The following is a 21323-nucleotide window of genomic DNA, read 5'->3' as shown; positions in this document are numbered from 1 at the left end:
CGTCCGCCACTATGTCCGAAGACACCGTTCGACTTGCATGTGTTAAGCATACCGCCAGCGTTCATCCTGAGCCAGGATCAAACTCTCCGTTTTGTTGTGTTTCGAGTTTGTGGCTCTGAAAAAAATATTTTCCAGAATCCTAGTTACAATTTTGATTATCTTTTTGGGAAATCCCAAAAGTAAAATCTTTTGACGAGGATTGGTTTTTTTCTTAAGCTTTCAAAGTATTATGTTTTTTAGGTTCAGCGGTCGTTTGCGTCTTTTGCTTCCCGACTTAACTAGAGTAACTAGTCATCCCCTAGTTTGTCAAGGGGTAAATTTATTATTTTTTCTAAAAGGGCAAATCGCCTGAGTGGCATTACTTTCAGGTGAATGCCTTAAGCAATGGGAGGGGGGCAAAAACAAAGTGGCTAAACCCTGACTGGTTGAATAATTCACGTTGAGTGATTATCGAAAAAGGCAGGAATAGTCTTGTTGGAGGGATTTATCCTGAATTCTTACGCCTGAACGAACCATCTATATTAAAAGCATAATTGTTGCGAAGCTTGTGATTTAAGACTCCCATCTTACAGGTGAGGCTTATATCGGCATCTACGCGATCGCCACTGCTACCCTCGTGGAGCGTTTGGAAGAGAAGATAGGAGTTACAGTGAGTCTAGCGCTGTAGAGGGGCTTCAAAATTTATAATGAATTTTTGAGAAAAAGCTAAAAACTAGACTAGGCAATAAATACAGATGATCCGACCGCGTAAGGTCTTTGCTCAACATTGGCTCAAAAGTGAAAAAGCGCTCGACGCAATAATTAAAGCAGCTGAGTGTACAGAAGGCGATCGCGTCCTGGAAATTGGGCCTGGAACGGGCATTCTGACTCGTCGTTTATTACCCTTAGTGCAATCTCTGGTTGCAGTTGAAATAGACCGCGATTTATGCCAACTGTTGTCAAAGCAGCTTGGTAAGACTGAAAAATTTTTACTGCTGCAAGGTGATTTTCTGAGTCTAGATTTACCATCTTATCTGGCAGCCTTTCCCAATTTCCAACAGCCAAATAAGGTAGTAGCCAATATTCCCTACAACATTACAGGGCCAATCATTGAGAAGCTATTGGGTACGATCGCCAACCCCAATCCCGAACCATTTGACTCTATAGTGTTGCTGGTACAAAAAGAAGTAGCAGAAAGGTTATATGCTAAAGCAGGCTCAAAAGCTTTTGGGGCTTTGAGTGTGCGGGTACAGTATTTGGCTGAGTGTGAGTTAATCTGCACAGTCCCAGCCGCCGCATTCCATCCACCGCCAAAAGTTGATTCAGCAGTGGTGCGATTGCGTCCCGGAAAAATAGAGATACCAGCACTTAATCCCCGACAGTTAGAAAATTTCTTAAAGTTGGGGTTTGGTGCCAAGCGCAAAATGTTACGAAATAATTTGCAATCTGTTATGGAACGCGATCGCTTGAGCCACTTACTGGAACAATTAAAAATAAATCCCCAAGCCAGAGCCGAAGACCTCAGCGTTCAGCAATGGGTAATCTTAGCAAATGAATTGGGAGTGGAGATTAGGGAGTAGGGGACAAAGCAGATTTTTCCCCATTTCCCATTCCTCATTCCCAATTCCTCATTCCCAATTCCTCATTCCCAGAAAATGCGTTCCTACAACTTAATTGCCCCTGCTAAAATCAACTTGTATCTGGAAATCATTGGCGACCGCTCGGATGGCTATCATGAGTTAGCCATGATACTTCAAAGTATTGGACTTGCAGACCAAATTGATGTGCGTTCCATTAACACTGACAATATCCGTGTTCATTGCAACCACCCACAAGTACCGACAGATAAAAGTAATCTGGCATACCGCGCAGCAGAATTAATGGTGAGGCACTTTCCCGAAGCCTTTGCTAAATATGGAGGTGTGGAGATTACCGTCAACAAGCAGATTCCTGTTGCTGCTGGGTTGGCTGGGGGTTCGACGAATGCAGCAGCTGTGTTAGTGGGGATAGATTTACTGTGGAAGTTGGGGCTAACTCAGTCAGAATTAGAGGAGTTGGGAGGTACACTCGGTTCAGATGTACCGTTTTGTGTGGCGGGTGGAACTGCGATCGCAACAGGTAGAGGTGAGCAACTTTCTCCCCTGCCAAGTTTGGATAATATATATATAGTATTGGCGAAATACCGCAGTCTGGAAGTTTCCACACCTTGGGCATACAAAACCTATCGACAGCAGTTTGGTCATTCTTATATTAGAGATAGCGACAACTTGGCAGCACGTGCTAATGCAGTTCATTCAGGAGCAATAGTAAAAGCTATCCTGGATAAAGATGCGGGAGAAATTGCCCAAAAACTGCACAATGATTTAGAGCGCGTTGTATTGCCAGCTTATCCCGAAGTTTTACAACTGCGAGAAGTGTTTGCAAATCAAGAAGGTGTTTTAGGAACAATGATGTCTGGTTCTGGGCCAACAGTATTTGCTCTTTTTGAGTCTCAGCAGCAGGCAGAACAAGTGAAACTGCAAGTCAGGGAAGCAATTCTTGATGAAGACTTAGAATTGTTTGTGACTCGGACAATTACACATGGTATTCAGGTGGCATCTTCAGTTTAAATAAATCTTTATTGTTAATGGAGTATGGGGAATAAGCTGATGAGCTTTTAAGTTGCATAGTTAAAATCACCAAAAAAATGCAAAGAGGCAAAGATGCAATTTGAATGACAACAAGCTGATGACAATACTTATTCCTAATGTTCCAATCCCAAATCTAACATCTAAAATCTAAATATTATGAATGACCAAAATCTAACGCCGCAAACAGATGCTAAAGAACAGGTGACAGCGAGTCCATTACGCTGTTTTACTGGGGCAGTGATTTCTGGAGGCATGGGATTTGCAGCGTATTCGCTGATGATTGCGATCGCGACAAATTTTGCTAGTAAACCGATCCATTCAATCAATCCATTGGTGGTGAAGATTTCTTCTGCTGTCCGCACTCTGGTTGTTGGTGTAGTTGCTTTAGGTAGCGGGATTTTTGCTATAGTGGCAATTGGTTTGTTGGCTTTGGGAGTGCAATTATTAGTGCAGCAATTCACAAAGCAAAAAAGTAGTGAAAACTAGTAATTTGCTTTTAATCAGTAATCTAAAAGCACAAGTTTTTCTAAGACAGCACGACTTACCCTTACTCTGCAAGGAGTTGATTTTACTCTTGCCAAATTTATTTAGTACAAGCAGCAGGCGCAGATGCAGTGCTACTGGTTGTAGTAATTCCTGGTTTATTGTATCCCTAATTGTTTTAGTCAAGCTTTTTGGGATTGACGTAGAGGCAAAGCGGCTTGTCGTCAGATATGACTCCTTGAATAGCAAATGTTGTAATTTTGGTAAATAGTATAAAATTTGACTTTAAACGATTTTGGGTTGACACTTTATAGACTGGCTCAATATTCACAAATTTATGCGGAATTGATACCAGCGACACTGAAATCGATAACAACATCATTTATAAGCAAAATTTATGAACACAATCAAGAGATATTTTTTACCCCCTATTTTTGTGACAATGGTTGTGAGCCTCGGTAGTTGTAGTTCTAACCCTACCGCAGGTAATATTGACAGCGCAACGTCATACCCTACCACAGCACCAGCACCAACGAATAGCCTACCTTCTCAGTCTCCCAGCCAAATTCCTAGCGTAGCTCAGTTGAGAGAAAAATCTCCTAATCAAGAATCTTCTAAGGAAAATACGCCTTCCTCACCAACTTCTAAGGTTGCCACTGCCAAAACAACTACCGTAACACTATACACAAGTGATACCCAGTGTCAAAAACTAATTCCAGAAAAGGTTTCAGTACCAGCTGAGGAACCAGTGACAAATGTCGTGAGTAAAATCTTAGAAAAACGAGATACAAGCGACTTTAGCTTGTCTGGGTATCGTGTCAACATTAAAAATGGTATTGCTACAGTTGATTTACGCATATCTCCTGAGTCAAAGCGGCAAATAACTTCTCTTTCTAGTTGTGAACAGTTTGCTCTGTTTGGCAGTCTCCGCAAAACCTTAACGAGTAATGCTCAATGGAATATTAAAGAGGTTCGCTTCACGGAGCGAGGCGAGGACATTGTTCTTTAGTTAAATATGGTAGTAAGTGCCGTCATCAGCTAGCTAAAAGGATTTTCCAATCTGAACAGCCGCATGACTCATGGATCGGTATTTGTCAGAGTAGTGTATGTTCTAGGCAATTGAAAACAGCTGCAAATAATGGTATATTTTATTTGATTAGTAAGTTTATCGTAGCAATTCGCGGGTGTAATTCAGTGGTAGAATGTCACCTTCCCATGGTGAACGTCGTGGGTTCGAGTCCCATCGCCCGCTTTAAAATCTGTAACTTTTAGCCATTAGTGCGATCGCCATTTTCCTTAAATAGGAAAAACCCTGACATAATCCTTACTATGTCAGGGTTTTAGGTATTTGAAATGCTGTGACAATATTTTGTTAAATTGACAAATAATTAGTTAATGTACAATTCATCCTTTATACTTCACTGGGGATGCTACTTATCCGCCTAAAGTCCGCGTATAAATTACCTGACCTTGGGAATCATAAAGAAAAAGGGATAGATTGGCATTTTCACCAATTACGGCTAGGGCTTCGCGTAGGATTTGCAAATGATTGGTAACATCAACAGCAGTATCCGAATTCTTAGAATAAGGATTAGCCAAGTTATTTTGCCTTATTTGGTCATACTCAGGGGTTAGTCGGACAATAATTTCTGCATTGTCTATGCTAAAGGTGCAAATCCGAATTCCATTAATACAAGTCTTATCTAAGTCAGTGCGGGTTTGTTGCAAACTACTAACAACTTGTAGTTTTTCTTGTGCTTGTTTGAGCGCAGCTGAATAGGGTTCGATGAGAGACTGAGCCTGAGTGTAGTACAAGCTATCTTGGGGAACTTTTTTAGCAGTTTGCAAAGCCTGCTCCCAATATATCGCCGCTGCTTGCCATTGGTTTTGTTGTTCATAAACTTTGGCTTGCTTGGCAGTGCTAAGGGCCTGTTGGTAGGTTTTAACAGCTAATTGTTCTTTAGTAGCGCGATCGCGTACTAATACTAACTTAGGTTTATAATCTACCAACAGCTTTTGGGCTTCTTGGTATCCAACGCTATTTCGGGGAATGGTATTCAAGGCATTAATTACTACCAGCCAAGTAGACTGCGCCTTTTGCCAGTCATTCAAGGATTTAGCAGCAGCTTCCCGCTTCTCGGCTGCAACGGCTACACCTTTTGCCGCTGTTAGTTTTTTCAGCCATTTTTCCTCAATAAATATCTGTTGATTTACGGCGTGTAAACGGACACGATAATTTAGTAATTTACCCTGCACCAGCCCATAGAGTTCACTACTGGAACTTATACTTTCTAGTGGCGCTATAGCCTGTCGCCATAAGTGTTGCCTACTTTGTAATTCCTCTAAGCTAGATGCTGGATTTTGAACTTTTTGTGTCGCCAAAACTGCCGTCTGCAAAGCTTTGACCACCTGATTGATTTTTTCTGCTCGTCCAGACAAACTTGCTTTTAGTTCCTGTGACAGCTGGTAGCGAGGCGACCAACTAGGAATTACATTTAGGTCTGCACTGGCTGTTGCAAGTTGCTGTTGTACAGCTACTAATTCTTTTTCAGACTTAGCGTGGCGCATCAGTTGCGGAGATTTTGTTTTTAATTCCTTGGCGTTTTGTATTTCCTTACACTCAGACATCACGCAAGGGCGAGTCAATAAGTAAGCACCACCGCCTAAAACTATAATTCCCATCAACGCCGCACCCAGTAGGATAGGTTTGACCTGGAATCCTGGCTTTGAAGCCGACAAATGCGGCACATCTGCAAACGGGTCAAACAGTTCTTCTTCTTTTTCTTCTTCGCTCTCATTGATTAATGGAGAATATGTCAGAGATGATGAGGGGGATATTACTTCCTCATCTCCCTCTGCTACCCATCCCCCCGTCGGCTTCAATGCCAAGAAACATTTAGTATAAGGGAGTTGTTCGCCAAAAACTCTGAGGAAACATTGCACCCGCTGTTCTTTGTGGGGTGCTAGAGACTGAAGTATCTCCTCAATGACTGCAAAAATTAGTTGAGCGTCAACGATTACATCTGACGCGTGTTGCGTTAAAATCATTAGCTCGCCTTTATTGACGACGCACTTAACCTCGAAGACTTCAGCCGTTGAGACTTCTACAAGTAATTGTTCTTGCAAAGTTTTGGCTAAAAGCTGTAAATCTTCCTGCTGGACTGCTACTTTCATAGAGCTTTCCCGCTGAACTTCTATATTGTTTTGATTATCTTTAAGGGGATGAAATGAACTTTTTAGGTTTGTTGAATGCAAATGCACAGTTTAACCAACCACAGCCTGAGAATCTGAACGACCAACTTTCTAACACAAATTCTGACTTTTCACCAAAAATTAAAAAAGTAAATATTGTTCGTAACAATACATTTTTACAGCGCTAGATGCAAAATTAAATAATCTGTCTTCAGATATAAATTACAAATAAAAAATGGGAATAATAGAATGTTTGAGTATTTTCACTGCATTACTTTGCGATAATTAAATTCACAAAAGCTACTGCTTTGCGAAATTCTAGTTGCAGAGCAATTTTTACCAAATTATCTAAAGGTTAAGAAAACGATGCTATGTCAGAGGGTTTTGACAAAAATGCTAGTTATCTTCTATGCTGGGAAACTTGCTGAGGAGATTAATTATGTGTTGTGGCTCTGGCACAAACAAGTTGACTATCAAAATTAATATGCTTAATTTGCTGAATTCGATAAAATTGATCCGTGAAAAATAAGTTTTTATAGCTGCAAAAAGGTTAATTCTGCAATAAAGGTGCTGCAAAATATCAAGACAGGAATAACCAAAATCTTGGAAAGTGTTAATACAAGGTGTATCAATGGATTTATTAGAGTACCAAGTTAAAGAATGGTTTGCGAAGATAGGCATTCCGGTATTGCCTTCGCAACGAATTGACCATCCTACAGATTTGAAAAGGTTAAAAATTCGCTTTCCAATTGTACTGAAATCTCAAGTTCACGGGGCGGAACGGGCAAAAGCGGGTGGAGTCAGGTTTGCCCAAACGACTATTGATGCGATCGCAGCAGCTCAAAATATCTTTAGTTTACCAATATGGGGCGAATTGCCGGAAGTTGTGCTGGCAGAATCTAAATACGACGCCAACCAAGAATTTTATCTAGCAGTGGTTTTAGATACAGCTGTCTGCCGACCGGTACTTTTAGGTTGCAAAGAAGCAGATATCGATTGGGAATCCGCTGGGGAAAGAATGCACCATGTTGTTGTGGAACAGGAATTCTCGCCATTTTATGCGCGACGATTGGCTTTAAAAATGGGTTTGCAAGGGACGCTGATGCAGTCGGTAAGCAGCGTTGTGGAGAAGATGTACCACTTATTTGTCCAAAAAGACCTGGATTTAGTCGAAATTAATCCCTTGGCAGTCAGTACTACTAGTCAAGTTATGGCTCTTAATGGTAAAGTCAGGGTCAACGAACGGTCGATCAAGCGTCATCCCGATCTCGCCGAGATGGCAGCAAAAATTATCAGTCGTCATACCACTACTGAAATTAACGGTATTTTGGGTGACTGGGATGGTGTGCAAATGCATGGAAAAATCGGTATTTTAGGTAATGGTACTGGTTCAGTGATGGCAACTTTAGATTTAGTTGCCAATGCTGGTGGCAACCCAGGTGTTTGTTTGAATCTGCGTCATGCTTTCCTTACAGATACTACACCAACTACCTTCCGCGATCGCCTAGAAACAGGTTTGAAAATGCTGGAGGCTGATAAAAGCATTCAAGTAATACTAATTAACTTTCTGGGTAGCATTCCGCAAATTGAGGAAGTGACTGAAGTTATAGCTAGAGTTGTGCAGCAAGACAACAGCGAACTTCAATCACAGGTTGTACGTTCTAATGGTAGTAAAGTTCGACGACAGCTTAATTTTCCATCCTTAGTTGTCCGTCTTGCTGGTTCTGAATTTAACACTGCGAGAAAATATTTGACAACACTAAAAACCCACACCGATGCGCTTGTTGTGGTAGAAAATTTAGATGAGGCAGTGGCAGCAGCAGTTCTCCTTGCTAAACCAACGGCTAATAAAAGATAGTGAATGTCATTTTGTTCCAATTCAAAAATCAAAAATTATTAGTTTTTACCGTCGGGTATAAATTGTTGAATTTGATGCTCAAATCAAGTAAAGCTTTGCTTTCTGGAACTAAATTATATAGTGCATTCAAACTGGATATTCCTAGCTAGGGGCTAGTTTTCTGACTTTTGGAACACTCGGCTTCAAAACTAGTTTTTGGAATTTCAGTAAAAATTGAATCAATATGCCCAGTGGTTGAAGGCACTGGGTTATCAAACTTACGGTAATTTTTTATGAACCTAACGCCAGAAAGTAAAGTCTTAATTCAAGGCTTTTGTGAATTTATATCAGGCACTCATGTTGCTCAAATGAAAGCTTATGGCACGAATTTAGTAGCTGGTGTTAATCCTGGATGCGGCGGACAAGAATTGTATGGACTGCCAGTATTTGATTTAGTAGAGGAAGTAATAGAACAATTTGGGGCAATTGACACGACAATTATTTGTGTAGATCCTTACGACGTGTTAGATGCAGCATTAGAAGCGATCGCATCTAAGATTCGCCAGATTATTATTATTACTGCTGGTGTGCCGCCTTTGGATATGGTGCAATTACTCCGCAAAGCCGAAGCCTGTGAAACTTTGGTAATCGGGCCAAATAGTCCGGGGATCATTGTACCGGGAAAAATTCTCTTAGGAACTCAACCCAGCGAATTTTATACCCCTGGAACAGTGGGGATCGTTAGCCGTAGTAGCACCCTCACCTACGAAATCGCCTACGAATTAACAAAAGCAGGTTTAGGGCAGTCGATTAGTGTCAGTATTGGTAGTGATGCGATCGTTGGTTCCTCATTTTTGCAATGGCTGCAAATTCTCGATGAGGATGAAACCACACAAGCGATCGTTTTAGTCGGTCAACCTGGTGGTGGTAGTGAAGAAGCAGCAGCGCGGTATATTGCTGAGGCAATTGATAAACCAGTAATTGCCTACATTGCAGGTAGACTTGCACCACCAGGAAAAACTTGGCGCCAAACCGGGACTTTAGCAACAGTTATCGGACGCGATCCCAATTTTGGCACAGCCCAAAGTAAATTAGCTGCTTTAAAAGAAGCGGAAGTTACAGTAGCAGAACGCCCTTCTCAAATTCCAGAATTATTGAGAAAAGAGATTAACTAATTACTAATACTTCGGCTACGCCCTTCTCTACGAGAGGCTGCGCCAACGACTACGCTCAGGACAAGCTCAGTACAAGTTCGTAATTCAATTTTTAACTACGAATTACGAACTTGTACTGAGCGTAGCCGAAGTATTACGAATTACGAATTATTTTAATGAGCGATTTTGAGGGAACAGGTAGGCGATCGCAGCATAACCCGAAGCACTGAGTAAACTAACCAAAAAAGCAGCCAAAATAAAAGTAGACATAATGTTACACTCTATGCATTTCTAAAATCCTGGCATTCATCAACAAGCTAGAATTTTGGATACTTTCAAATTAGCAATTGGGTATGACACAGCCATGACTACCTTGTGTCAATCCCTGAGATTTCAAGATTTTATGGCTCAACTCAAGCCAAAGGCAGAAAAAATCGAAACGTACTACCAACTCCCAATTCGCTTTCTACCTGAATTTGACCGCCTTGTAGTTCAATCAAACGGCGGGAAATAGTTAAACCAATACCAGTACCTCCCGAATGGCGATCGCGTGATTGGTCAGCTCGCCAGAAGCGCTCAAACACATGAGGCAAATTTTCTGGAGCAATACCAATGCCTGTATCACTAACCGCAATCCAGAGAAGAGAAGCTTCAGTCCCAACAGTAATGGTAATTGAACCTTCGTTAGTATAACGAACTGCATTACCTAGCAGATTAACCAATACCTGTTCCGTGCGGTCAATATCTGCCAATACAGGAGGTAGCACAGATGGACATTTCAAGAGCATAACTGGCCCATCTTCCAATAGTTGGTCGGTAAATTTTTCTACTAATGACTCTAACAACGGACGCAAATTTACCCGTTGGGTATTAATTGGTAGATAACCAGCTTCTGCCTTAGATAGTTCTTGTAAATCGTTCACCAATCGCTCTAAGCGTCGAGTTTCTTTCGCTAAACGCCGATAGATTTCAGGAGACGCTTCAATTTCCCCATCAGCCAGTTCTTCCAAGTAACCGCGCACCACGGTTAATGGTGTGCGGAGTTCATGGGTCATATCTCCAATCACTTCTCGCCGCCGCGCTTCTACGCCTTCTAAACTGGCAGCCATTCGGTTGAAACTACTGCTCAATCCACTAAGTTCTGGAATGTCAGACACAGGTAGTCGTGCATCCATCTGACCAGCAGCAAATTTTTGGGTGATTTGTTCCATCTCGGTCAATCGCTGCATAATCCTTCTAGACACCCAGTAACTCAATCCTCCGGCGGCGGTAGTACCGACTAAGACAGACCAAATAGTGCTTCGCTGCCAAGCAAGTTCAAATCCTGTAACCAATTCAGCACGGACATCGATTAAGTCGAACCCCTGATTTTCTAATCCTTCCAAATGTAAGACAAACAAGCGGGGGGAAGAGATTTTGCTGATGCTCACCAGACTAGCTACCCCCACAATCATTACTACTAAGTGGGAGAAAAATAGCCGCGTTCTCAGCCCCATCTTCATAACATTTACGCTACCAGAGGATCTTCAAATTTATAGCCCACCCCAACAACAGTTCTAATAAAAGTCGGATTTGCCGGATCGGGTTCAATCTTTTTTCGCAACCGAGCTACATGAGTATCTACCACTCGTTCATCGCCAAAAAAATTATCTCCCCAAAGTTTATCAATTAGTTGAGTGCGGTTCCAAACTCGACCAGGATTACTGACAAAGGTGGTTAGCAAGTTAAATTCGAGGGTAGTTAAGTCCAAAATTTCAACTTCTTGAGAATTCATCTGGCGATTGGCAGTGCGCTGGTCTACATCGACAATAAAGTGTTGGGTACGATTGACTTGATGTTGTCCCCCTTGGCGGAGGCTACGCCGTAATAGTGCCCGTACCCTAGCTACCAACTCTCTGGGGCTAAAGGGTTTGACCATATAATCATCAGCACCAGTAGATAGACCAATGACGCGATCGATTTCTTCACCCTTAGCCGTGAGCATTAGAATGTAAGGATCTTTTGCACCTGGTTTCTGGCGAATTCGGGCACAAACTTCCAACCCATCCAAACCAGGAATCATTAAATCTAAAATGATTAAATCCGGTGGTTGCTCTTGAAACATCCGCAAAGCATTCACGCCATCGCGGCTAGTGCGACAAAAAAATCCCTCTTTTTCTAAAGAGAGTTCAATTAAATGAGCAATTTCTGGTTCATCTTCAACTATTAAAATATCCATCTGAAATATAAAGTCGAGCAAAATGGGCAAAGCAGGTCACGAAGTCATGGGGAAAAGGAGACACAAAGATATCTTTAACCCGGATTTCTCACGCATAGTGTAGGCTTCAGGGGAAGAGGAGTGTGGGGAGTGTGGGGAGTGTGGGGAGTGTGGGAGGTAAGACTTCTTCCCCATCCTCCCACACCTCCCACACCTCCCACACCCCTTGGATTTCTCACTTGTGAGAAATCCAGGTTTAACCGCGTCCCTGTGTCTCCCACTCTCCACCTCTTGTTAATTAGAGGTTTGAATTTGACGACGTGCGATAACTATAGCCAAGATTAGAATCTTTTTGAATGTGTGCTTTAATACTATCGAGGTCAATGAAGCAGTCAGCAACATCAATCAAACTTTCACTAGTCGTTGTTTGCAGACTGACTACTTCTACCCGAACGCCCATTCTGCTGACAGCGTTCACAGCATAAGCTAAATCTCCATCGCCACTGACTAAAACCGCTGTATCATAGTAAGGAGCTAAAGTTATCATATCTACAGCAATTTCTACGTTCAGATTTGATTTTTTGAAATTCTCTGTTGGTACAACCAGTTCCTTTGCCACTACGCGATAGCCATTGCGACGCATCCACAATAGAAAACCCTGTTGCTTTTCATTACTGATATCAACCCCAGTATAGAAGAAAGCACGCAATAGTCTGGAACCGCTGGTTAAATGACAAAGCAATTTAACGTAGTCAATTTCTATGCCGAGTTGTAAGGCTGTATGGAAGAGGCTTAAGCCATCAATAAAAATAGCAACTCGACCACGATTTAAGTTATTCAAAATCAAATTATCAGGTGCAGGATCTCGCATCTTGGTATCTTTACCTTTGACAGCAGTATCGCTCAAATTTTGCCCTTGCCAATGTGGTTTCGCTTTGAGTACTTTAGATTCCTTAAATTCATTTCTTTGTTTGCTAAAATTAGTTATAATCATTGATACCTCTGATTTTAAAGCTGTAAAGAATTTTGACTAAATTTTCTATAGTATAGTCTGTGCTTGATTTATAACCTAGCAGGTAATGGTCTTAAGTCACTATATGCAGGTAAGTTTAACTACTGCTAAACAAGATTCAAAATAGACAGCACAAGGTTTTCACTATTGTTATGGTTGATTTAACGAGATATTGCCTCTGCCCACAGATATGTTAATCCTTACCCACCCAGACAGCAAGAGTTTCGATAAAATAAATCTTTTGGTCAGGGTAAGGGCTGTTTTTGTTAAATCTGTATTGCACTCAAGCCAGAAGCACTATATCTATAATTGGGTAAGCATGAACTGTAAGACCTGTAATAGGGGCAACCCAACATAGGCAAATTCCGCACAAGAATCCCACTGCTTTTAGGGGGAAGGAGCGTAGCAATATTTACGCAGTTGTGGGAGTGTCAAAGAGTTAGAAGCACTAATAACGTAATATGAGATGCGATCGCACCTCAAAAGGTAACTCAAAAAGTAAGTTGTATTAATTTATATAGGAGCCAAATGAGAAGGACAGAGATGATTCGTTGCTCTCTTGTCCCCCTATTTGCTTAACGCGCGCCAGCAGTTTCTAAAGACAAATCTTGAAACATTGGTGTGCTGAGATAACGTTCGCCAAAGGAAGGCTGAATCATCAAGATTAAACGTCCGGCATTTTCTGGACGTTTACCGACTTGAATTGCGGCACACAAAGCTGCACCAGATGATATCCCAGATAATAAGCCTTCTTCTTTTGCCAAACGTCGCCCATAAGCGATCGCTTGTTCATCGCTGACTCTAATTACTTCATCAACCAATTCTAGGCGGAGAACATCTGGGATAAATCCGGCGCCAATACCTTGAATTTTATGTGGCCCAGCTTCACCACCAGAGAGAACTGGGCTGTTGCTGGGTTCAACTGCGATCGCTTTAAAAGTCGCTTTGCGCTGCTTAAGTACTTCGGCAATCCCAGTAATCGTCCCACCAGTACCTACCCCAGCAATGACGATATCTACTTCTCCGTCTGTATCTGCCCAAATTTCTTCAGCAGTGGTTTCTTGGTGAACTTTGGGATTAGCAGGGTTGCAGAATTGTTGCAGCATAAAGGCATTAGGAGTATTAGCCACAATTTCTTCGGCTTTGCGAATTGCTCCCCGCATCCCCTCAGCACCTGGTGTCAACTCTAAAGCTGCACCATAAGCTCTCAGCATAGCGCGTCGTTCTTGGCTCATAGTCTCTGGCATCGTCAAAATCAAACGGTAGCCACGCGCGGCTGCTACCATTGCTAGAGCAATACCTGTATTACCGGAAGTAGGCTCGACTAAAATGGTTTTTCCTGGGGAAATTGATCCAGCAGCTTCCGCCGAGAGTACCATACTTAACCCAATGCGGTCTTTCACCGAAGCCGCTGGGTTCATGCCTTCTAATTTAACAACTATCCTTGCAACTACTCCCTCAGCTTGAGGAATTTTGTTTAGTTGAACTAAAGGAGTTCGTCCAATTAGTTCTGTTATGTCTTGAGCAATCCGCATTATTTAACCCCTAAAATCCTAAATCTTAAGTACAGAGTATTTACTTATAACAATAAGCTTTGATGTATTGATTTTGCAGTTTAATGTCAATGAGTGCATATACTATGCATTCTAACTAAACCACAAAATATGAAAGTTTAGGAAGAACTTTTATGAGATATTCCCATTGATTCTCACTTTAGAAGAGGCTAGCTTACCATTCTTCTAGTTTACCATTTGGAATTGCTGACTATTGTCTTTTGGGTTGAGATTCAATTTTTATAATTCTGTATATATGAATATTTTTTTCATTATTTTCTATTTATTCTGAAAATATAATTTGCTTTCAAAATATTTAATTGCTTTTCCTCATTTTTTAGTCTATCTTTATCAAGAGACATTGATATTTTCTTTTGAGTGCAGATTTTGTCAGTCCCAAATTGCATCTAAAACAGTCTTTAACCATTGCCTACATTGCTTTGAGATTGAGTACAAAAACGCCAGAACCCCACCTCGAAAATACTAGAACCCCGTCCGAAAAACACTAGCACCCATACCCCAATTAATTTTTATAAGACTTATCACGTGTGGATTACAGGCTTTGAGTACTATTCTAATGAATTTAATAATCTTAACAGGGCTGGGGTAAACTGTTTGGTGGAGAGCGGCTGATATAAATCGTATAGGATTTACGCAGAGATTCCCCTCTACCCCCCAACATTCCTGAGCGAAAGCTTAGTGAACTAGGGGGGACTTCTTAATCTCCCTTTTGAGAGTAGGATGAAACCAGATGCCCGAATCTAAGTGCGTTCTTTCTGACTGAATAATCCTATGTTTTGTGAAAATTGTGGTAACTTTTTATTAGTCAGTAGTCAGTAGTGACGAGAAAATAACTGGCAACTAATGATTGTAAAAATTACCGATTACACATATTTTAATATCAAAACTGTTTAAGAGGTAGAAATTATATAACTACTTTAGATAAACAGCAAAAGATATTTTCTTACTGGGTGCATACTACCTAGCAAGGGAGAGCCAAGATGAAAGCCAAACTTTTAAATGTTCTTACAGTTTGCGTCGTTACTTTAGCAATGCTTTCACCAGGACTAGTAGTATTTGGCATAATTTGGGAGCGACATCTGGAGTTAGTAAAATCTCAGAATTTAGCTTACGAAGTTAACAACACAACTACAGATGCTCCCGTCTTGGCTCCCCAGAAAGAGGGTACACATTCCCCTCAGACTAGCATTCAATCCTCCGATCGTAATGTGGTTCATCAAATGCTGAGTGTTGCTGAACAATATAAATTTGCCACTATCCTGCAATGGTTCTTCTTGTTAACCCCAATTTGTGTTGGGTTAGGGATTCTCTTTTACGACAGATATCTAGTTCATCGTGCTGCTGTTTTAAAAGAACAAGTTGAAATGTTGGAAAGACTGTGGCACCAAAGTATCGAACAGTAACTTATTCACAATTTACTAAAATCAAGAAAATTACCATGACAGACCAAGAACAACGCCAAAGCCTGTATTTTAATCTGATTGATGAGTTACTCAGATGTCCTAATGGTCAAGAACCAGAAATTTTAGAATCTAAGCCAGAATTGATTGATTCTGGTTTAGTACAAACAATGTTACAAGTAGCAACTATGTTTGCCCATGAAGGCAATCAAGATGGTGCCCAATTTTTATTTTTTGTGGCGCGTGAGCTAGCTAAAGAATTAGGTTTATACCCAGAAGTTCCCAGTACTGAAGTTGCAAATACTGAAGTTGCAAGTAAGGAGTAAAAATGCTGTTGACTTCAACGGATGCGGGACAAATAGCTTTAGAACTGCTGATGGCAGATTGGAATATTTCAGAAGAGAACCGAGAGTGGTTTACAATTTTTAGCTCTCGTCTGATTGGCGAGAGTTGGTACACTGTGGAATTAGGTATAGAAGGATTTCCCGATCGGTGGTTTATTCAAGTATATGACACTGGAGCGTGCGATCCAAACTATACATTTATTTCACCAATCCGTGGTTCGGAAGGATTTACAGATTTTGTAAATGTTCCAGATATCATCGCAGAGGTTTTAGTTTGTGAACGCAATACTCGCTAATAATTAAAATTCAAAAGTTGGAATTCAACAATAATTCGTAATGACGCTCCTGCGTCGCTAACGCTGCGCTAACGTAATTCGTAATTAAATCAAGACTTAGAGTCAGTGATCTCTAAAAGTTGTAACATTTATTATGGTTAGGGTTGAAATCTTAATCTATGTATAACATAGTTACGTTGGCGAGTCTGCTAATCTCATTACGAATTACGAATTACGAATTTTTAATATAAAGACGCTTTACGCAAATCTGAGGTGATGCCAAATGAGGTACACCTCTTTTTTTATGTAATATTTAAGGTTTTATTTAAGCTTAATAAGCTATTTTGTCATCTTTAATTGATAAAATTATGTTATATTAAATAGCGTGATGGACGCTACAGAAATATCAGTTCCAATGATTGCTGAAGATATCTTAGCCAAAGAATTCACAAGAGTCGTCAACCATTACTACCCGCAAGTTGGAGAATTGCTGGATGGGTGTTATGTGAAAGTCATCACCTGTTTTTGGGGACGACCTGCCAGACGTTTGCAATATATAGGAATTTATTGCTCTGACGAAATGATTTCCTGTGTGCAAGCTCAAAAACAAATACTTAGAGAAGTAGCAGACAATATGGGTCTAATCCAGGTTGTTTGTATGAATGCCAAGCGATTATTGCGCGATCCGATGTCGAAGGTCAAAGAGAACAACCCACGTCTGTGGTTGGAGTTGCAGTGGGTTGCAACTTAGTGATTCATCGCATTAATTGAGAGGGGTAAATGCTTTTGTAGAGAGGACTTTATTCCTCAAATATTTAAGCACGCTTTGTGCTTACTACAAACCTATCGACCACTAGAATAACCAGCACCTACGGTGAATACAAAGTATCAACGCAAGTAATGAAAACTGGAATTTTCTGCAATTACGATAATTTTCACCAAGATGCTCGTCGTGCCATCTTTGAGCAAGTTGCACTGGTAAAACAGGCAGAAAGCTTAGGTTTTGAGGAAGCGTGGGTGAGTGAACACCATTTTAGTGAATCTAATCTCAGCCCGTCCATGTTGGTGTTAATGGCACATTTGGCGGGATTGACTTCAACTATCCAATTAGGCACTGCGGCAGTGTTGCTGCCATTCCATAACCCCATTAGGGTGGCGGAAGATATTGCCACTTTGGATAACTTGTGCAATGGACGATTATTATTTGGAGTTGCTAAAGGCGGCCCCTTTCCCCAACAAAACAAGCATTTTGCGACACTCCCAAGTGAATCCCGTCCCAAGATGCTAGAGGCGATCGCACTGATTCAAAAGCTCTTATATGAAACTGATGTATCATTTAATGGGCGATATTATCAATGTGATCGCTTAACGATTTACCCAAAACCATTGCAAAGTCAAATACCAGTGTATGTTGCCACTGGTGGTGATGACGGTATTGAGCTTGCTGCTAAACATTCCTTCAGCTTGATGGGTGGGCCGCCATTTTCCCTAGAGAGATTGAAGGATACTGTTACCAAATATCGAGCCTTAAATTCTAGTGGTGCGGAAAATTTAGTGCTGGCACGCTTCTTTTTTGTTGGCAAAACATACGATGAGGCTGTGAGTGAAGCGTTACCTTTCGTTCGCCAATTTAGCCAGAAAATGAAAGCTAATTCGGCTGAAGTATTGCAAAACAGTGCGAATCCCAACCAAAAACCATTCGACCGCACAAATATTTGTTTCGATGAAGATTATTTGATTGAGAATTCAATTATCGGTGATGTGGAGACTTGTCGAGACAGAATCAAGAAATTTCAGGACGAATTAAATTTAGGTACGCTAGCACTCAAACCCTCGTCTGCGGATTTGCAAAAAAACCTGGACAGTTTGACGCGCTACAACCAAGAGGTGCGAAATTATGTCTTCTAAACTATACTTGCTTCCTCCCGATGATTTACCTCCCACTGAGGTAACAAAACAGGATGGAATGCTGCAAATGGAGCTAGAACAGTCTACTGGCAGATGCTTTTTTCTAGCTTGCGATCGCATTACGCGAGTCCTATTATCTAATTGTCAGTGGTATCTGACAACAAATGCTAGCATCCTCACATTAATTATTGATTGCCCTGACTTAGTATCTTACTGGCATATTGTCAGCAATATTCCCCAGTTAGGTAATAGGTTAGAGCGGTTTGCTAGCAATGGCAAAATCCGCGTTTATCCGCCATTTGGGAAGGGGACGCCGTTTGAAATCAGCGTAAATGAAATATCTGCTTATCGAGATTGGCTTTGAGGTAAATAGGCCAGAATTGGGAATCACACAAAATATAGCTTATTTATCCTTATCGCTTTCTTCCACATCAATACTTTTCGGTTAAGCCTAAAAATTTCCCTCATATAGGAATCCTATTTGACTTCTGAGCCAGATTTCAGATAAAAGCCTGTTTTATCAGGTCTTTCAGTCTCAGTATGCGTTCAAAAATTAAATAGGAGTCGTATAGTCTGGGAAAAGCTTAAGGGGTAAAGGATAAAAGGTGAATTCAAACCTTTTCCCTTTCCCCTTTTGTCTTTAACTGAGAAGTATTGGGGTATATTAGTGCTTTTGTTATGAGTAATCTATTTAAAATCGAGATTTCAGAAACTTATGAAATTCTCAGAATCTCTCTATGAACTACATCTCAGGTAGTGTAAGACTTAATTCCATCTTACCCTTCGCAAGTAAGCGAACCTAGAGTACTAATACAACTACGGATATTTTCAGAGCTATGCGGAGACATTTACGCAAGTTTGCTCACAAAGGACATTGAGATACTGAATACCTTGTTATTATCTGCTCTTGCCTAATCTTCTGAAAGCCTTGCAAATTAAAGCATTTAGTGAGTAATTCCGCAATAGGCTTGTGGAATATCTGATGAGTAAGACTTGACTTAAGAAGTAATTATGGCTTTTTTAGGAGTGTTCTTATTTATTAAGCAGTATGCTTTCAATCGCTGAGATTAATTTTAGCCGCTAAACATCAGTAATGTTGGATGTTGAAGGCATAGGCGTAAGGATGAACACTTATCTCCTTACTGAACCTTTTGTAGTGGTTTTACTCAGATAGCACCTATTAAAATTTGGGTGATGTTTCGCTTATTAATATTTTTTCAGGTTGTTATATTAACAGTATCGAAAGCAACCGAGTTGAGAGACAACTTAATCAAAACTCTCCAACAGATAATTGCATTCGACACGATTGAATTTTTCAAAAAGTTTGGATTTTAAATTAAAAATCATTAGCAGTAGCTAAATTCCAAATCAACAAACAATTAATCAATTCAAAAATCAAGCTTAATCATCTATTAAAGTGAGGAGAATCATCATGATCCGTCGTTTTTTATTAGCTTCCGCTTTGTTAATTACAGGCACAATAGTTGCTGCTCCTAGCGCTTTTGCTGTAGATGGGGATGTGACTTTTAGTGGTATTGTTTCTGGGACTTGTGTTTTTGGAAGCACTCCTGTTGCAGGTTCTATAACAACTAGTGGTGCTAACGCAACTTCATTAAGTGGAACAAGTGCAACAACTGATGTGACTTGTAATTCTCCTGCTAGTCTGAGTGTGGCTGCACCAGTTCAAGACCTTGGAAGTATCTTAACTGGTACAAAAACAAGTTCAGTGGCTGCAAGTGGTACGACTTTATCCGCTAATACAACTGACACTGGTACTGCCATAACTCTAGTTACTGGTGAGAAAGCAAATCTTACAGTAGCTATGACTGCCGGCAACAGCGGTAATATTATCCCTGCCGATACTTATGCTTACACCGTGACTTTGACAGCGACCCCATAAGAAAAATCTGGGTTGGAGTTCGTAGTTTAATGCTCCTAACTGCTTTGTTAGGAGCATTATTTATTTCAGGAAAATACTGTAATTTAGCAAGATTTTATATTGCTATTCAAAAAGAAATTTATTTACAGTATGAAACATTTAATCTGTAGGTAAATGTTGATTATTTTACGTTATTTGATAATTTCTACCGTTATCTTGACGGTAATTATGACTAAAGCTGCAACTGCCCAAACTTCTAATTGCAGTTTTAGTCAACTAATACCTGGTTACTTAGTAGACAGTGGTGGTATTTTGCCAACCAAGTTAGCAAGTTCTTCTGATGTTGGGGCTGCTAGCGAAGTTTCTGTTACTTGTGACGGTTCATTTAACTTGATTATATCATCACCCACTCAAACGGCTGGTCAGAATTTTACGCCAGTTTCTTCAATTGCCACGGTGCAAACATCTACTGGTCTTTCTACAAGTTCCGATCAACAAAGTTCTTCATTACCTTTATCTACGGGAATAACTCCATTAAGTATCAATATATCTGTAGATAAAGGTAGTCCAATTGCAGCAGGCAACTATGCTTTCTCTGTTGTCTTAACTATTGTACCTTAATTGATTAGATGAATCATGATTACTAAATCTTCACTGTTTGCTTCCACTTTAAAATTAGCTAGTTGGGTTTTATTAGCAACTTTATTTACGAGCATTCCTGCACAAGCACAAGTTAGTCTGTCACCGATGATCATTGATTTGCAAGCTAATCGCGGTCAATCTCAAGCTAGTATTAACATTAGTAACAGTAGTGACAAACCTTTTCGTGCTCGCGTATATGCCCAACCTTTTACCTACGATCGCGATACTGGGTTTAAAACTTTAACTTCTAGTCCTAATGACCTCAATCCTTATCTACAATTCTCCCCACGAGAGTTAGTCATACCGGCAGGAGTTACCAGACGGGTACGTTTGATAACCCGCTTTCCTGCTAATCTTCCTGATGGCGAATATCGCTCTATAATTTTTACAGAAAAGTTGGATGAGACAAAAGATGGCAATGGTAACAAGATAAATATCGTTACTAGAATAGGTGCGACTGTTTATGTACATCAAGGCAACTTATCTCCAAATATAGTAGTAGATAATGCTCGTTGGAATCAAAAGCAACAGCAAATTCAACTGTTAGTTAAAAATACAGGCAAGGCATCGGCTAGAGCCGCAGTTAAGTGGACTTTGCAGCAAGGAAATAAGGTAATTAAACAAGGCAATGTCGATCCTAATTTCATTATTGCCGAAAGCGATCGCTACATTCCATTAAATCGTCCTCAGCCAAAAGAAACAGCCCTCGCTGCTGGTGAATACCAACTGAGTGGTGAGTTAGTCTGGGGCGACAAGAATCAAAATAAGCAGAAATTTACTGTCAAATTGACAATTCCTGCTAATGTCAATTAGGGCA

General features: G+C 40.6%; 21 protein-coding genes, 1 tRNA gene and 1 rRNA gene. 16 read left to right on the top strand and 7 right to left on the bottom strand.

The window, feature by feature from the left end; genetic code table 11:
- Positions 1-93: ribosomal RNA gene (locus V7K61_RS12970) — 16S ribosomal RNA — on the bottom strand; the annotation flags it as partial.
- Between the two features lie 641 nt (positions 94-734).
- Here V7K61_RS12970 and rsmA point away from each other — a divergent pair.
- The 5 genes from rsmA (at position 735) to V7K61_RS12945 (ending at position 4344) form a co-directional block, all read left to right on the top strand.
- Positions 735-1559, top strand: a complete 825-nt coding sequence (rsmA, locus tag V7K61_RS12965) for a 16S rRNA (adenine(1518)-N(6)/adenine(1519)-N(6))-dimethyltransferase RsmA (protein WP_335053689.1) — start codon at positions 735-737, stop codon at positions 1557-1559.
- Between the two features lie 75 nt (positions 1560-1634).
- A complete protein-coding gene (ispE, locus tag V7K61_RS12960; RefSeq protein WP_335053688.1) occupies positions 1635-2588 on the top strand; it encodes a 4-(cytidine 5'-diphospho)-2-C-methyl-D-erythritol kinase in 954 nt (317 codons plus the stop codon).
- A 177-nt stretch (positions 2589-2765) separates the two neighbouring features.
- Positions 2766-3095, top strand: coding sequence for a DUF3082 domain-containing protein (locus V7K61_RS12955; protein WP_335053687.1), 330 nt, complete (start codon positions 2766-2768; stop codon positions 3093-3095).
- A gap of 394 nt (positions 3096-3489) precedes the next feature.
- Positions 3490-4101, top strand: a complete 612-nt coding sequence (locus V7K61_RS12950; RefSeq protein ID WP_335053686.1) for a sporulation/spore germination protein — start codon at positions 3490-3492, stop codon at positions 4099-4101.
- 171 nt (positions 4102-4272) lie between these two features.
- Positions 4273-4344 (top strand) — tRNA-Gly (locus V7K61_RS12945).
- A gap of 182 nt (positions 4345-4526) precedes the next feature.
- Here the strand turns inward: V7K61_RS12945 and V7K61_RS12940 are convergent.
- Positions 4527-6266 carry a hypothetical protein gene (locus V7K61_RS12940; protein ID WP_335053685.1) on the bottom strand — a complete coding sequence of 580 codons (1740 nt, stop codon included), beginning with the start codon at positions 6264-6266 and terminating at the stop codon, positions 4527-4529.
- A 649-nt stretch (positions 6267-6915) separates the two neighbouring features.
- Between V7K61_RS12940 and V7K61_RS12935 the strand changes: the two genes are divergently transcribed.
- Positions 6916-8142 carry a succinate--CoA ligase subunit beta gene (locus V7K61_RS12935; RefSeq protein ID WP_335053684.1) on the top strand — a complete coding sequence of 409 codons (1227 nt, stop codon included), beginning with the start codon at positions 6916-6918 and terminating at the stop codon, positions 8140-8142.
- Between the two features lie 272 nt (positions 8143-8414).
- Positions 8415-9296, top strand: coding sequence for a succinate--CoA ligase subunit alpha (locus tag V7K61_RS12930; RefSeq protein ID WP_335053683.1), 882 nt, complete (start codon positions 8415-8417; stop codon positions 9294-9296).
- Between the two features lie 392 nt (positions 9297-9688).
- Here the strand turns inward: V7K61_RS12930 and V7K61_RS12925 are convergent, their stop codons facing one another.
- From V7K61_RS12925 to cysK, 5 genes are all read right to left on the bottom strand, one after another.
- On the bottom strand, positions 9689-10777 hold the full coding sequence (locus tag V7K61_RS12925) for a sensor histidine kinase (protein ID WP_335053682.1): 1089 nt from the start codon (positions 10775-10777) through the stop codon (positions 9689-9691).
- Between the two features lie 5 nt (positions 10778-10782).
- A complete protein-coding gene (locus tag V7K61_RS12920) occupies positions 10783-11493 on the bottom strand; it encodes a response regulator transcription factor (RefSeq protein WP_335053681.1) in 711 nt (236 codons plus the stop codon).
- A gap of 74 nt (positions 11494-11567) precedes the next feature.
- Positions 11568-11711, bottom strand: coding sequence for a hypothetical protein (locus V7K61_RS12915; protein ID WP_335053680.1), 144 nt, complete (start codon positions 11709-11711; stop codon positions 11568-11570).
- A gap of 59 nt (positions 11712-11770) precedes the next feature.
- Complete coding sequence (locus tag V7K61_RS12910; RefSeq protein WP_335053679.1) at positions 11771-12466, bottom strand: LabA-like NYN domain-containing protein; 696 nt, start codon at positions 12464-12466, stop codon at positions 11771-11773.
- A gap of 593 nt (positions 12467-13059) precedes the next feature.
- The gene (gene cysK / locus V7K61_RS12905) at positions 13060-14019 is read right to left on the bottom strand and encodes a cysteine synthase A (RefSeq protein ID WP_335053678.1); all 960 of its coding nucleotides are present in this window, start codon (positions 14017-14019) and stop codon (positions 13060-13062) included.
- Positions 14020-15038: 1019 nt separating this feature from the next.
- On the opposite strand from cysK, the gene V7K61_RS12900 reads away from it, so the two are divergent.
- The 9 genes from V7K61_RS12900 (at position 15039) to V7K61_RS12860 (ending at position 21319) form a co-directional block, all read left to right on the top strand.
- The gene (locus tag V7K61_RS12900) at positions 15039-15461 is read left to right on the top strand and encodes a hypothetical protein (protein WP_335053677.1); all 423 of its coding nucleotides are present in this window, start codon (positions 15039-15041) and stop codon (positions 15459-15461) included.
- A gap of 35 nt (positions 15462-15496) precedes the next feature.
- Positions 15497-15784: a hypothetical protein gene (locus V7K61_RS12895; protein WP_335053676.1), complete on the top strand. Its 288-nt coding sequence runs from the start codon at positions 15497-15499 to the stop codon at positions 15782-15784.
- Positions 15785-15786: 2 nt separating this feature from the next.
- Positions 15787-16098 (top strand): hypothetical protein, encoded by a 312-nt coding sequence (locus V7K61_RS12890; protein ID WP_335053675.1) that lies wholly within the window; start codon positions 15787-15789, stop codon positions 16096-16098.
- 367 nt (positions 16099-16465) lie between these two features.
- On the top strand, positions 16466-16828 hold the full coding sequence (locus V7K61_RS12885; RefSeq protein ID WP_099100105.1) for a hypothetical protein: 363 nt from the start codon (positions 16466-16468) through the stop codon (positions 16826-16828).
- 149 nt (positions 16829-16977) lie between these two features.
- On the top strand, positions 16978-17985 hold the full coding sequence (locus tag V7K61_RS12880) for an LLM class flavin-dependent oxidoreductase (protein WP_335053692.1): 1008 nt from the start codon (positions 16978-16980) through the stop codon (positions 17983-17985).
- Entirely contained in the window at positions 17975-18349 is a 375-nt protein-coding gene (locus V7K61_RS12875) for a hypothetical protein (RefSeq protein ID WP_179064263.1), read from the top strand. The genes V7K61_RS12880 and V7K61_RS12875 overlap by 11 nt, the downstream gene beginning before the upstream one ends.
- A gap of 1068 nt (positions 18350-19417) precedes the next feature.
- Positions 19418-19885, top strand: coding sequence for a hypothetical protein (locus V7K61_RS12870; protein ID WP_335053673.1), 468 nt, complete (start codon positions 19418-19420; stop codon positions 19883-19885).
- Between the two features lie 153 nt (positions 19886-20038).
- Complete coding sequence (locus tag V7K61_RS12865; protein WP_335053672.1) at positions 20039-20485, top strand: hypothetical protein; 447 nt, start codon at positions 20039-20041, stop codon at positions 20483-20485.
- A gap of 15 nt (positions 20486-20500) precedes the next feature.
- Positions 20501-21319, top strand: a complete 819-nt coding sequence (locus V7K61_RS12860; RefSeq protein ID WP_335053671.1) for a fimbrial biogenesis chaperone — start codon at positions 20501-20503, stop codon at positions 21317-21319.
- Positions 21320-21323 lie beyond the last annotated feature (4 nt).

The organism is Nostoc sp., from assembly GCF_036918015.1.
Lineage (GTDB): Bacteria > Cyanobacteriota > Cyanobacteriia > Cyanobacteriales > Nostocaceae > Nostoc.
This window is presented reverse-complemented; position numbering and strand designations above follow the sequence as displayed.